The organism is Actinoplanes octamycinicus, assembly GCF_014205225.1.
Classification (GTDB): Bacteria; Actinomycetota; Actinomycetes; order Mycobacteriales; family Micromonosporaceae; genus Actinoplanes; species Actinoplanes octamycinicus.
The window spans coordinates 4,670,803-4,683,840 of sequence record NZ_JACHNB010000001.1 but is presented as its reverse complement, the minus strand read 5'-3'; the positions used below and the strand labels follow the sequence as shown (position 1 = coordinate 4,683,840).

Below are 13,038 nucleotides of genomic sequence, written 5' to 3'. Positions count from 1 at the left end.
CAACCCTTCGTCCGAAGGGCGCGCCGGCCCACCGGGTCCGGCCATCATGGACGCATGGCTCGCTCCCTCGGCTACTCGGACGCGGTCCGGCTGCTCGGCGGCCAGGACAGCAAGGTCGTCGCCGCCCTCGACAAGGTCGTCGGTGGCGTGCTGCTGGCCGCCACCCCGGCCGTGCCCGCGCTGCTCGGGCTCTTCGACGCCAAGGCGGAACTGGTCCGGCTCAGCCACGAGCTGGTGCGGGATTTCGCCGAGCGGCGCGCCGGCCTGTCCCGGCACAGCCGCACCGAGCGGCTGGAGGCGGCGCACACGGTCCTCGTGGTCGCCGCGTTCTTCGAGGCGATGGCGGAGCGCCCGCTGCCCTTCCGGTTCGGCGAGCTCCAGCTGACGAAGGCCGAGCAGGGCGCCCTGAGCGGGACCTTCGACGAGGTGAACCCGGCCGATCACGTGCTGACCGTGGCGCGCCGGATCGACGCCGCCGCGGCGATCCTGCCGTCGCCGCAGCACGCCCCGGAGTCCTACCTGCGCGCCCTGGACGGTTACTACCGGGCCCTGGCCGAGTCGGTCGGCCGGTTCATCACCGGGCTGGCGGTCTGGGAGCGGCTGACCGCCGCCGAGCGGGACCGCTTCGCCCTGGCCATGGACGCGGTGCCCGCCCGGGCCGTCGAGCGGTACGAGGAGCTGTTCCGCCGGTTGGTCGCCGACTTCCCCGAGGTGGCGTGCTGGGCGAGCCAGCGCGAGCACCGGGCCACCCGCACCGCGTTGGCCGGGCTGCAGGAGACCCTCGAGGCGATCTCCACCGGCCGGGCGCCGGACCAGCGCCGGGCGAGCCTGGCCCTGGCCTACCGCGCCGAGCTGGACCGGCAGATCGTCGAGTCCGGCGACGTGCCGGACGGCATCCGGGTGCCGGAGCTCGGTGAGGGCTACGTCCCGCCCCGGTTCCGGGCGGCTCCGGTCGCCTCCGCCGCCCAGATCAGCGAAGAGTCCTGGTGGGCCGACTTCCCGGTCCGCGACGACCTGCAGGAGTTCCTGATCGGCCACCTGACCGCACCGCAGGCGGTCCGCGCTCCGCTGCTGGTGCTCGGCCAGCCGGGCTCCGGCAAGTCGGTGCTCACCCGGATCCTGGCCGCCCGGCTGCCGGCCGCCGACTTCCTGCCGGTCCGGGTCATCCTGCGGGACGTGCCCGCCGCCGACAGCGTGCAGGACCAGATCGAACGCGCCGTCCGGGAGGCCATCGGGGACCGGGTGGAGTGGCCGGCCCTGGCCCGCTCGGCCGGCGACGCGATGCCGGTGATCCTGCTCGACGGCTTCGACGAGCTGCTCCAGGCGGTCGGCGTCAGCCAGACCGACTACCTGATCCGGGTGGCCCGCTTCCAGCAGCGTGAGGCCGACCAGGGCCGGCCGGTCGCGGTGCTGGTGACCAGCAGGATCGCGGTCGCCGATCGGGCCCGCGCCCCGGAGGAGACGGTCGCGCTGCGGCTGGAGCCGTTCGACGACGAGCGGATCGCCGCCTGGCTCCAAATCTGGAACCGCGGCAACGCGGCGAACTTCACGGCACGGCGGCTCCGGCCCCTCGCGGCGGACACCGTGCTCGCTCACCGGGAGCTGGCCGCGCAGCCGTTGCTGCTGCTCATGCTCGCGCTCTACGACGCGGACGGCAACGCGCTGCAGCGCCTCGGCGCCGACCTCCGCGCCGATCAGCTCTACGAGCAGCTGCTGCACACCTTCGCGGTCCGCGAGATCGTCAAGCACCGCCCCGGCCTGCCGGATGCCGAGTTGCGGGCGGCAGTGGCCGGCGAGTTGCGCCGGCTGTCCGTGGTGGCGTTCGCGATGTTCAACCGCGCCACGCTGTGGGTGACCGAGACTGATCTGGAGGCGGACCTGACCGCCCTGCTCGGTCCGTCCCGGACGCGGATCGCCACCGACCTGCGCTCGCCGCTGGGCGACGCGGAGCTGACTCTGGGCCGCTTCTTCTTCATCCACCGGGCCCGGGCCGCCCGGGACGACGCCCGCCTGGAGACCTACGAGTTCCTGCACGCCACCTTCGGCGAGTTCTTCGTCGCCGGCCTGACCTGGCAGGTGCTGCGCGACATGGCGGCCCGGGAGGCGGCGTCCACCATGGCGTTCGGCGCGTCGCCGGCCGACGACGACCTGCTGCGCGCCCTGCTCTCGTTCCAGCCGCTCAGCCTGCGCGGCCCGATCCTGGAATTCCTGGAGACGATGGTCTCGGCAGCGGACGCCGCCGAGCGTGGCCTGCTCGGCGCCATGCTGACCAGGCTCTTCCGGGATGTCAATCAGGTGCCGCCGACGCCCCGGTTCGGCGACTACCGGCCGCGGTCCCCCGGTGAGCCGGCCCGCTACGCGGCGTACGCCGCGAACCTGTTGCTGCTGTTGCTCTGCCTCGCGGAGGAGGTGCCGGGCACCCGGTTGTATCCGGACCAGCCGGACCCGGTCGACGTCTGGCAGGCGCAGGCCCTGCTCTGGCGCTCCCAGTTGAGCGCCGAGGGCTGGAGCAGCCTGGTGGCCGCGATCGACCTGGAACGCTGCTGGACGGGTGAGCACAGGGAGATCCGGCTCCGCCTCGCGGCCGGGCCGGCCGCGCCACCACGCGTCGATCCGAACTGGACGTTCGCGGTGCCGCCGGGCAGCCCGGAGCGGTCCGGGTACGCCGCGACCTATCACAACGTGCACCCGGACCAGCTGCGGCGCGAGAAGAACCTGCTCTGCGACGTCGGCGACGACGTGGTCCAGCACGCGCTGGAGCCGCTGTCCAGCCGGCTGGGCGTCGCGGTCAACACCTTCGTGCGCTGGTGGGACGACGCCGCGCCGTCCGCCATGCACGCCCTGCTCGATCTGTGGACGCGGCCCACCCCGGCGGCCTACCGCAGATGTGCCGACATCGCCGCCGCCGACTTCCCGACCTGGACGGACGACGACTACATCCGGTACGGCTCGCTGGTCCTGGCCCGCCTCCGCGCGGACGACCAGGCATCGCCCACGCTCATCGCCGACGTGCTGCTGCGGATCTTCACGTCGCCCAGGTCGTTCGTGCGCACCCGCCTCACCCCCGCCGCGGAGCAGACCCTCGCGAAGGTGGGTAACCAGGCGCTGGTCGCCGAGGTGACCGAGCGGATCAGCGGCGGGCCGGAGTGACCGGCGGGGCCTGGTGGGTCCCGCCGGTCACCGGTGCGCTAGCCCAGGGTCAGGGTGCAGCTGTCCTGATCCGCGGCCAGGTCGGTGATCGCCGTACCGAGCTGGACCCGCCACGGCAGGGCCTCGCCGCTGCGGCCCACGCGGATCTCGGCGCCCTCGCGGACCACCGTGAAGACCGTGTCGGCGCCGGCCGGGCCGGGCACCACCACGGCCGTGCGGCCCTCGGCCGGCGAGAACAGGCGCAGCGTCACGCCGTCGCGGTAGTCGTAGTCCGGGCGGTCCTGGCGGGCGCCGACCGGGATCACCGCGCCCGGCCGGACCAGCAGCGGCACGCTGAAGAAGTCGTGCGTCTCGCGGACCCAGCCGGGCCCCTCGACCACCTCGCCGGTCAGGTAGCGGGTCCACCGGCCGGCCGGGACGTAGCAGGACACCTCCCCCGCCGCGCTGAACACCGGCGCCACCAGCAGGTCCCCGCCGAGCAGGTACTGCCGGTCCAGGTAGGTCGCCGCCGGGTCGTCCGGGAAGCCGAGCACCATCGGCCGCATCACCGGCAGGCCGGTCAGGTGCGCCTCCCGGGCCACCCCGAACAGGTACGGCATCAGCCGGTACTTGAGGTGGGTGAAGAAGCGCAGCACGTCGACCGATTCCTCGTCGAAGTTCCACGGCACCCGGTACGACTTCGACCCGTGCAACCGGCTGTGCGAGGAGAGCAGCCCGAACGCCACCCACCGCTTGAACACCGCCGGGTCGGGCAGCCCCTCGAAGCCGCCGATGTCGTGGCTCCAGAAACCGAACCCGGACGACATCAGCGACAGCCCGCCGCGCAGACTCTCCGCCATCGACTCGAACGTGCCGGTGTTGTCCCCGCCCCAGTGCACCGGGAACTGCTGGCCGCCGACGGTGGCCGAGCGGGCGAACAGCACCGCCTCGCCCTCGCCCTTCGCCTCCCGCAGCACGTCGAAGACGACCTGGTTGTAGAGCTGCGTGTAGTAGTTGTGCATCCGCTCCGGGTCGGACCCGTCGTGCCAGACGACGCCGTCGACCGGGATCCGCTCGCCGAAGTCCGACTTGAACGCGTCCACGCCCATCTCGACCAGGGCCCGCAGCTTGGCCGCGTACCACTCCCGGGCGTCCGGGTTGGTGAAGTCGACCAGGGCCATGCCGGCCTGCCAGCGGTCCCACTGCCAGACGTCGCCCTCGACGGTGCGTACCAGAAAGCCTTGTGCCTTTCCTTCGGCGAACAGCGGCGAGCGCTGCGCGATGTAGGGGTTGATCCAGAGGCAGACCTTGAGCCCCTTGCCGGCCAGGCGCTTCAGCATGCCCGGCGGGTCCGGGAAGATCCGGGTGTCCCACTCGAAGTCGCACCAGTTGAACTCGCGCATCCAGAACGTGTCGAAGTGGAACACGCTCAGCGGCAGGTCCCGGTCGGCCATCCCGTCGACGAACTTGTTCACCGTCTCCTCGTCGTAGGAGGTGGTGAACGAGGTGGTCAGCCAGAGCCCGAAGGACCAGGCCGGGGGCAGCGCCGGCCGCCCGGTCAGCGCGGTGTACTTGCGGATCACGTCGGCCGGGGTCGGACCGTGGATGACCAGGTAAGACATCGATTGCCCGGCCACGCTGAACTGGGTGCGGGTGACCATCTCGGAGGCCACCTCGAAGGAGACCTTGCCGGGGTGGTCGACGAGGACGCCGTAGCCGGCGTTGGTGAAGTAGAACGGGACGTTCTTGTAGGACTGCTCCGAGCTGGTGCCGCCGTCCTCGTTCCAGATGTCGATGCTCTGGCCGTTCTTGATCAGCGGTCCGAAGCGCTCGCCGAGCCCGTAGACCACCTCGCCGACGCCCAGATCGAGCTGTTCGTGCACGTAGGCGCCGCCGGGCGAGGAGACGATGCCCATCCCCTTCCAGCCGCTGCCGGTGATCCGCTTGCCGTCGGCGAGGAAGTCCAGCGCCCAGTTGTCGCCGTTGTTGATCCGGGCGGTCAGCGCGCCGGAGGTGAAGGAGGTCTCGCTGACCGAGATGTCGGCAGTGCTCTCCTCCAGGGCGAAGTCCGGCCCGCGATGGGTGACACCCTGGAAGTGCTCGACGGTGACCCGGATGACGTCGTTCATCGGCGCGGTGAGGGTGACCGTGATCAGCGGAGCGTCCAGGGTGTCGCCGCGATCCTGGATCCGCCTGGTGGCGGCATAGACGGTCAGCGACTCCGGCCCCGGGGCACTGTCCAGGTGGTGCGCGGGGTGCAGAACAGTGAGGCCGTCACGCTTACGCCAATAGCCGTCGGTGAACTTCATGAAGATCCTTTACTTGATGGCGCCGGCGGCGATGCCGCGCGTGAGGGTCCGCTGGAAGATCAGGAAGAAGACCATCGCCGGGATGATGCCGATCAGCGCCGAGGCGCTGGTGGTCGTGGCGTCCATCATCCGGTCGCCCTGGAGCACGCCGAGGGCCACCGGGACGGTCTGGTTGTCGTTGGAGATCAGGAAGATCAGCGGCAGGAAGAACTCGTTCCAGGTCCAGATGAAGAAGAAGGTGAACAGCACCGCGAGGGTCGGCCGGCTGACCGGGACCACCACCCGCCAGAGCGCCCGCCATCTGCCCGCGCCGTCGATCGCGGCCGCTTCCAGCAGTTCCTTGGGGAACTCGGCGTAGACCGAGGTGAGCAGGTAGGTGCCGAAGGCGCTCTGGACGACGGTGAAGATGATGATGATCGAGAACAGGCTGTCGTAGAGGCCGAGCTGCTTGGACAGGTAGTACAGCGGGTAGACCAGCACCTCCTGTGGCAGCAGGTTGGCGACCAGGAAGAAGACCAGGAACCAGATCCGGCCCCTGACCCGGCCGATGCCCAGCGCGTAGGCGTTGAACACCGACAGGATCACCGCCAGCACCGCCACCACCAGGCTGGTGATGAAGCTGTTCCCGAGCTTGAGCCCGAAATCGACCCGGTTCCAGAAGTCGACGATGCCGTCCCAGTAGAGGTGACCGGGCAGCGACAGCGGTCCGTTCGAGGCGTACTCGGCCGGGCTCTTGACCGCGTTGACCGCGATCACGAGCAGCGGCGCGACCATCAGCAGGAGCAGGACGAGCAGGCCGGCCAGGACGAGGAAGCGGCCCGGCCGCCGCTCCCGGAGCGTCGGTTTCTCCTCGGTACGGGACTCCGGCGCGCGAGTGGCGGTGACAGTCATCGGCGCTCAGCTCCGCTCGGCACGGTTCTGCAGGCGCAGGAAGACGAAGGCCAGCACGACGATCAGCACGGTCAGCACCGTGGAGATCGCCGAGCCGTACCCGACCTGGGCCTTCTCGAAGAAGTTCTTGTAGGCGAAGTAGGACGGCACCAGCGTCGCGTTGCTCGGGCCGCCCCGGGTCAGCACGAAGATCTGCCCGAAGATCTTGAGCGAGGCGATGGTGGTGGTCACCAGCACGACGTACAGCTCGGGCCGGATCATCGCGATGGTGATCTTCCGGAACCGCTGCCACCAGGACGCGCCGTCCAGGTCGGCCGCCTCGTAGAGCTCCGGGTCGATGCGCTGCAGGCCGGACATGAACATGACGATCGGGTAGCCGAGCTGGAACCAGATCATCACGGCCATCACGCTGTACAGCGCGTACCTCGGGTCGCCGAGCCAGTTGCGGGTCAGCGAGCCGAGCCCGGCCGACTCCAGGATCCGGTTCAGCGCGCCGTAACTCGGGTGCAGGATCCAGCCCCAGATGATGCCGGTGACCGCGACCGGCAGCACCTGCGGCAGGTAGTAGCCGGAGCGCAGCGCCGAGGCCCACCGGTCGGAGAACCGCTTGGCGACGTAGTCGAACAGCAGCGCGGCCAGGACCAGGCCGACGAAGGTGGGCACCACCGCCATCGCGAGGATCAGCAGGATGATGTGCCCGAACGAGGCCCAGAAGGTGGCGTCCTGGAAGAGCCGGGTGTAGTTGTCGAAGCCGACCCAGCGGGGACTGCCGATCCCGGTCCACTTGGTGAAGCTGATGTAGATGGTCATCACCAGCGGGACGATGATCACCGCGGTCGAGGCGACGATGCCGGGGATGAGGAAGACGGCGTATCCGCGATTCTTCACGACCTGGAACCTTTCTCCGTCGTGGGCGGCCCCTGACGAAGGCCGCCCCCGACATGGATCACTTACCGAGGTCGGCCAGGTTCTCCTGGTACGGCTTGGCGATCTCGTCGAGGAACGCCTGCGGGGTCTTCGAGCCGTTGATCAGGCCCTGGGTGCCGGCGACCAGCACGTCGTAGTAGCCGGGCGCCGGCCAGTCCGGATAGAACGCCAGGCCGTCGCCGGTGGTGAGCTTGGTGAAGTTCTCGATCAGCTCCTTGTTCCGGGCGTCGGTGATCGCCGCCGGGTCGGCCGCGACCGGGATGCCGCCGCTGTTGCCGAGCAGGTTCTGCACCTCGGGCGACATGGTGATGTCGATGAAGTCGTACGCCAGGCTCTTGGCCTTGCTCTTCTCCGGGACCACCCACAGGTTGCCGCTGGAGCCGGGGTGCAGGGTGTTGCCGGGGAACAGGAAGGTGCCCCAGTCGAAGTTCTTGACCTCGCTGACGAACCGGCCGTACCACCAGCTGCCGGAGATCAGGATCGGGAACTTGCCCTGCTCCCAGGAGACGCCCATGTCCTCGGCCTTGATCCCGGCCGAGTCCTTGTTGAGGTAGCCCTTCCGCACCCAGTCGGCGAAGGTGGTGGCGCCATAGCTGAGCACCGGGCCGGTGAAGTCGACCTTGTTCTTGTAGAGCTGGTAGTCGTCGACGAAGGCCCGGTCGGCCTTGGCGAGCGCCAGCTCGTAGAAGATCTGCTGGGCCGGGTACTCCGCGCCGCCGACGGCGAGCGGGGTGACCTTGTTCGTGACGAAGGTGTCCATCGCGGCGGTGAACTCGGCGAGCGAGGTCGGCACGGCGATCTTGTACTTGTCGAACAGCGCCTTGTTGTAATAGACCATGACGTATTCGCCGTAGTTGGGCACGCCGAAGAACTTGCCGTTGCCCATGATGCCGTCTTCGTCGTACTTCGCCGTGGTCTGCAGGCTGCCGCTCAGTTTCTTGTCCCAGCCGCGTTTGGTGACCTCGTCGGACAGGTCGGTGAGCAGCCCCTGCTTGGAGAGCAGGCCGGCGGTGGCGTTGCCCTTGTTGTACTCCAGGATGTCCGGCGCGCTGTCCGAGTTCAGGATCATCTGGGCGTTCTGCTGGATCTGCTCGAAGCTCTTCTCCTCGAACTTCACCTGGACGCCCGGATGCTTGCTCTTGAAGATCTCGATCGCCTTGTTCCAGGCGACGCCCATCGCGCTGGTCGGCCCCTCGTAGTGCCAGAGGGTCAGGGTCTTGGCGTCGGCGCCCTCGTCGGACGAGTCACCGCCACCACACGCGGCCAGGGCGATCGAAGCGCTCATCGCGAGGGCGCCGGCGAGCAGCCCACGTCGGGAAAGTGTCATCTGAGGTCCTCCCAGGGGGAAGCGGAAGGGAACTGTCGAAGCGCTTCGACGAAGCGCAGCGATTTGTCGAAGCGCTTCGACAACGGCCTTGCCGCAGACGCTAGGGAACGAGCGACGGAGATGTCAACGGTGTGACGACGGGATTTCGCGGCAGCTGTCCCGCTCGATCAGGCTCGGCTCCAGCAGCCGGGTGTAGTCGACCCGGCGGTGGTCCAGTAGCCGCATCGCCGTCTCCACGGCGATCGTCCCGACCTCGTGCGCCGGGATGTCGATCGAGGTCAGGTTGACCGGCATGCTGGTCGCCACGTCCCGCGGGCAGATCGCCACGATGGCGACGTCCTCGGGCACCCGCCGGCCCGCGGCGTGCAGCAGGTCGAGGAGCGGCCGCAGCGCCTCCTCGTTGTGCACCACCAGGGCGGTCAACCCGGGCAGCTCGGTGTCCAGGTCGGCCAGCGCGGCCCGGACACCGTCCACGCCCGGCTCGGTCGGGTGGGTCGCGGTGCGCAGCTCCAGGTCGGCCGAGGCGCGCAGGAAGCCGGCCAGGAACCGGTCGGCGTAGGTGGTCTGCCGCCGGTAGACCGCCGGGGACGGGCCGACCAGCCCGATCCGCCGGTGCCCGTGGCCGGCCAGGTGCCGCAGCGCGAGCCCGGCCGCGGCCTCGAAGTCCAGGTCGACGCAGGCGATGCCGGCGTGGTCGGCGGGCAGGCCGATCAGCACCGACGGCTGCTTGAGCCGGCGGATGGCCGGCAGGCGCACGTCGTCGCGCTCGATGTCCATCAGGATCAGCGCGTCGACCATGGTGCTGTGCGCCACCCGCTCCAGCCCGGCGGTGCCCTCGTCCTTGGTCAGCAGCAGCACGTCGTGGTTGTGGGTGCGGGCCGCGGTCACCACGGCGGTGGCGAACTGCATGATGACCGGCACGTTGACGTCCACCCGCAGCGGCGCCACCAGGGCGAGCACGTTGGTCTTGCTGCTGGCCAGGGCGCGGGCCCCGGCGTGCGGGTGGAAGCCGAGCTCGGCGATGGCGGCCTGGACCCGGGCCCGGGTCTCCGCGGAGATCGGGCGGCGGCCGCTCAACACGTACGACACCGTGCTGGGCGACACCCCGGCCGCCCGGGCGACGTCGTTGATCGTCGGCACAGTGCCTCCCCAAGTACCCCGGTCCCTCGCCAAGACCGCGCTCCCCTCGCCGATCCTAACCACCTGCGTGAGCACGCCCCGGGCACGCCGACCACCCGTCCCGCAGCCGGTCAGGTGCTGATGTCCGAGCGATGCCGCGCATTCCGGTCGGCGGCATCGTGGTCTCGCGGCGATGGCGCGCGTTCCCGGTGACAGGGGTGGCGTGCGGCGCCCGGGTGCGCAGGACACCCGGACGCCACACGCCGGTCGCGGCGGGAATCCGCTCCCATCCGATTCCCGCCGCGAGTCTCATCGGATCCGGAAGGACGCCACCCGCAACCCGGGGCTGAGCACCAGACAGACGTCCCGCCGGCCGCTCACGGCCGCCAGCGGCGCGGACACCTCGGTGTACGCGTAGACGCTCCCGGTGTCACCGACGGTCGCCGTCCCGAGCAGCCGTCCGGTCGGGGACCCCACCCGGACCTGCACCGATCCGGCGCCGGCCGCCCGTACCGTCAAGGTCTTGCCCGCGCGGAGCGCCGCGTCCCGGAACACGATCCAGTCACCGGCTGTCACCGCCCCGACCACCGTCCCGCTCACCTTGCTCTCGTCGAGCAACTGGACGCCGGAGTAGTCGTCGAAGGTCTCCGCCCTGGTCACCGTGGACAGATCGCGGGCCGGGACGGTCTCGCCGCGCACCGGCAGCGACGCCCGCTGCCGGATGTCGCCGGACGACGAGCCGACCAGGATGTCGTAGACCGAGGCCTCGGTCACCCAGCGTTGCCGGGTCTGGTCCCAGCGGGCCAGGTCGCGCGGCGTCAGCGAGAACGTCACGGTCGTGCTCCGGCCGGCCGCCAGGCGCACCTTGCGGAAGTCCCGCAGCTGCTTGATCGCGGTGGTGTCGCGCGAGGTCCGCTGGTGGGTGTAGAGCTGGACCACCTCGTCGCCGGCCCGCTTGCCGGTGTTGGTCACGGTCACGCTGACCTTGCCGCCGCCGGCCTTGAGCCCGGAGTATCGGAACGACGTGTAGGACAGGCCGTGCCCGAACGGGTAGAGCGGCGTCGTGGTCGCGTACTGGTAGGTCTGCTCGGTCTTGACGATGTCGTACTGGTTGAGGCCGGCCGGCAGGTCGGCGGTCGACCGCGGCCAGGTCTGGGTCAGCTTGCCGGCCGGGTTGACGTCGCCGTAGAGGACGTCGGCGAGCGCGTGCCCGGTCTCCGCGCCGGCGTGCGTGGTCCACACGACGCCCGGCACGTCCTGCGCCGCCAGCGCGATCGGATAGCTGCTCTGCAGCACCACCACGGTCCGCGGGTTGGCCGCCCGGACCGCCTTGATCAGCGCCTCCTGCCGTGCGCCCAGGCTCAGCCCGGTGCGGTCGTGCGCCTCGCGCCCGGCGACGAACGGGTTGGTGCCGACCACCACGACCGCGGTCTGCTGCTTCGCGGCCGCCGCGGCGGCTGTGGTCACGCCGTCGACCAGCACCTCCTTGGTGAAGTGGGCGGCGCCGGCCGCGGTCGCCGAGCCGAGACCGAGCTTGCCGTCGGTGCCCACGGTCACGTAGGTGTTCGCCCCGAACCAGCTCTCCTGCGTCTCGTAGCCGGCGTAGTGCAGCACCACCGTGCCGTCGCCCTGATCCTCCACCTTGACCTGCTGCTGGACGAACCAGCCGGTCGGCGCGGTGTCGTGGGTGACGAACGGTCCCCAGTTGTAGGCCAGGTACTTCCCGTTCGCGGCGTTGCGCAGGGTGGACACCCCGTCGCCCCAGTCCACCGCGTCGAACTGGGCGGCGGCGTCGGCCGAGGTGGCGGTGGCGGTGACCGCGTCCGGGTCGAGAGCGGTCACGTACCGGCCGGTGGTGACGTCCTTCAGCGCGATCCGGTCGGCGCCGGCCGCGGTCACCGTCGAGGAGGCCCGCTCGGTGATGCCGTCGAGCGCGGTGACCTCGTACGGGAGCTGACCGCCGTACCAGTCGGTGTAGAGCGTGTCGGCGAGCGGGCCGACCACCGCGACCGAGCCGCCCGCCTTGATCGGCAGCAGGCCGGCGGAGTTCTTCAGCAGCACCATCGCGTCGGCCGCCGTCTCCCGGGCCAGCTGCCGATGCGGCGGGCTGTCCACCACCGAGGCCGGGATCTTCGCGTACGGCCCGCCGTCCGGGTCGAACTCGCCGAGCCGGAACCGGATGCTCAGCGCGTTCCCGACCGCGGTGTCCACCTGCTCCTGGGTGAGCAGCCCCTGGTCGAGCGCCTGCTGCAGCGCGGTGACGGTCGGCTCGCCGTTGGTGTCGTTGACCGTGAAGCTGTCCAGCCCGGCCCGCACCACCGCCGCGTCCGCCTCGGCCTGGGTGGCGAAGTACCCCTGCGAGCCGGTCAGGTTGGTCGGCGCCCAGGCGTCGGTGACGTTGTAGAGCCGCTGATCGCTCCAGCCGCGCACCAGGCCGGCCAGGTCCGGGTCGACGGTGGCCGGCCGGCCGTTGATCAGGTTGTAGGAGGACATCACGCCGGTCGCCGCGCCGGCCCGCAGGGCGATCTCGAACGGCTTGCGGTCGTACTCGTTGAGCACCCGCTGCGGCACGTTCGAGGAGGTCTGGTCACGCTTGGTCTCGTTGTTGTAGGCCGCGTAGTGCTTGAGCGTCGGAGCGGTCCGCAGGTGTGCCGGGTCGTCGCCCTGCAGCCCCCGGCCGTAGGCGGTGGCGATGGTCCCGGACAGCAACGGGTCCTCGGAGTAGCCCTCCTCGTTGCGCCCCCAGCGCGGGTCGCGCAGCGGGTTGACCACCGGCGCCCACAGGTTCAGGCCCCACACCGTCGGGTTCCGCGCGTGCAGCCCGCGGGCCTCGTCGCCGACCGCCGTGCCGACCCGCTGGATCAGCGCCGGGTCCCAGGTGCTGGCCAGGCCGACCGCCTGGGGGAAGACGGTGGCCGTCGCGTCGACCTTGGCGCCGCCGGCGGCGTAGTCGTTGGACCAGGCCACGCCGTGCAGGGCCTCGGTGCCGGACTTGACGGCGGCGAGCCCGAGACGCGGGATGGCCGGCTGGTACTGGTGCAGCAGCGAGAGCTTCTCGGTGACCGTGAGCCGGCCGACCAGGTCGTCGATCCGGGCCGGCAGCGGCAGGCTCGGGTCGCGGAACGGCAAGGTCTCGGCGGCGTGCGCCGGGGTGGCGGTCAGCGGAACGGTGAGCAGGGCGGCCGCCAGCAGGGCCAGACCGCGTCTTCTCCGCATGGTGTTCTCCCAATCGAAGCGCTTCGACGATTGCGGCTCACCATAGATTCCGGCCGATGCGGGAAGCAATAACCAAACGGAAATCGGCCGGAAACCGGGGCACGGAACCGGGCACAATGG

Annotated in this window: 7 protein-coding genes; 1 reads left to right on the top strand and 6 read right to left on the bottom strand. The window is 70.6% G+C overall.

Features of this window, described 5'->3' with window-relative positions:
* Window positions 1-54: 54 nt before the first annotated feature.
* Window positions 55-3,150 (top strand): NACHT domain-containing protein, encoded by a 3,096-nt coding sequence (locus BJY16_RS20465; protein ID WP_185041197.1) that lies wholly within the window; start codon window positions 55-57, stop codon window positions 3,148-3,150.
* A gap of 38 nt (window positions 3,151-3,188) precedes the next feature.
* Here the strand turns inward: BJY16_RS20465 and yicI are convergent, their stop codons facing one another.
* From yicI to BJY16_RS20435, 6 genes are all read right to left on the bottom strand, one after another.
* Complete coding sequence (yicI, locus tag BJY16_RS20460) at window positions 3,189-5,438, bottom strand: alpha-xylosidase (RefSeq protein WP_185041196.1); 2,250 nt, start codon at window positions 5,436-5,438, stop codon at window positions 3,189-3,191.
* Between the two features lie 9 nt (window positions 5,439-5,447).
* Window positions 5,448-6,329 (bottom strand): carbohydrate ABC transporter permease, encoded by an 882-nt coding sequence (locus tag BJY16_RS20455; RefSeq protein WP_185041195.1) that lies wholly within the window; start codon window positions 6,327-6,329, stop codon window positions 5,448-5,450.
* 6 nt (window positions 6,330-6,335) lie between these two features.
* Window positions 6,336-7,217: a carbohydrate ABC transporter permease gene (locus BJY16_RS20450; protein ID WP_185041194.1), complete on the bottom strand. Its 882-nt coding sequence runs from the start codon at window positions 7,215-7,217 to the stop codon at window positions 6,336-6,338.
* 58 nt (window positions 7,218-7,275) lie between these two features.
* On the bottom strand, window positions 7,276-8,583 hold the full coding sequence (locus BJY16_RS20445; RefSeq protein WP_185041193.1) for an extracellular solute-binding protein: 1,308 nt from the start codon (window positions 8,581-8,583) through the stop codon (window positions 7,276-7,278).
* Between the two features lie 123 nt (window positions 8,584-8,706).
* Window positions 8,707-9,723 carry a LacI family DNA-binding transcriptional regulator gene (locus BJY16_RS20440; protein WP_185041192.1) on the bottom strand — a complete coding sequence of 339 codons (1,017 nt, stop codon included), beginning with the start codon at window positions 9,721-9,723 and terminating at the stop codon, window positions 8,707-8,709.
* A 288-nt stretch (window positions 9,724-10,011) separates the two neighbouring features.
* Entirely contained in the window at window positions 10,012-12,918 is a 2,907-nt protein-coding gene (locus BJY16_RS20435) for a glycoside hydrolase family 3 protein (protein ID WP_185041191.1), read from the bottom strand.
* Window positions 12,919-13,038: the final 120 nt, after the last annotated feature.

Bases quoted from the DNA above. Each gene is read 5' to 3' on its own strand.
- BJY16_RS20455 (WP_185041195.1), bottom strand. From the start codon at position 6,329: ATGACTGTCACCGCCACTCGCGCGCCGGAGTCCCGTACCGAGGAGAAA.
- yicI (WP_185041196.1), bottom strand. From the start codon at position 5,438: ATGAAGTTCACCGACGGCTATTGGCGTAAGCGTGACGGCCTCACTGTT.
- BJY16_RS20435 (WP_185041191.1), bottom strand. From the start codon at position 12,918: ATGCGGAGAAGACGCGGTCTGGCCCTGCTGGCGGCCGCCCTGCTCACC.
- BJY16_RS20465 (WP_185041197.1), top strand. From the start codon at position 55: ATGGCTCGCTCCCTCGGCTACTCGGACGCGGTCCGGCTGCTCGGCGGC.
- BJY16_RS20445 (WP_185041193.1), bottom strand. From the start codon at position 8,583: ATGACACTTTCCCGACGTGGGCTGCTCGCCGGCGCCCTCGCGATGAGC.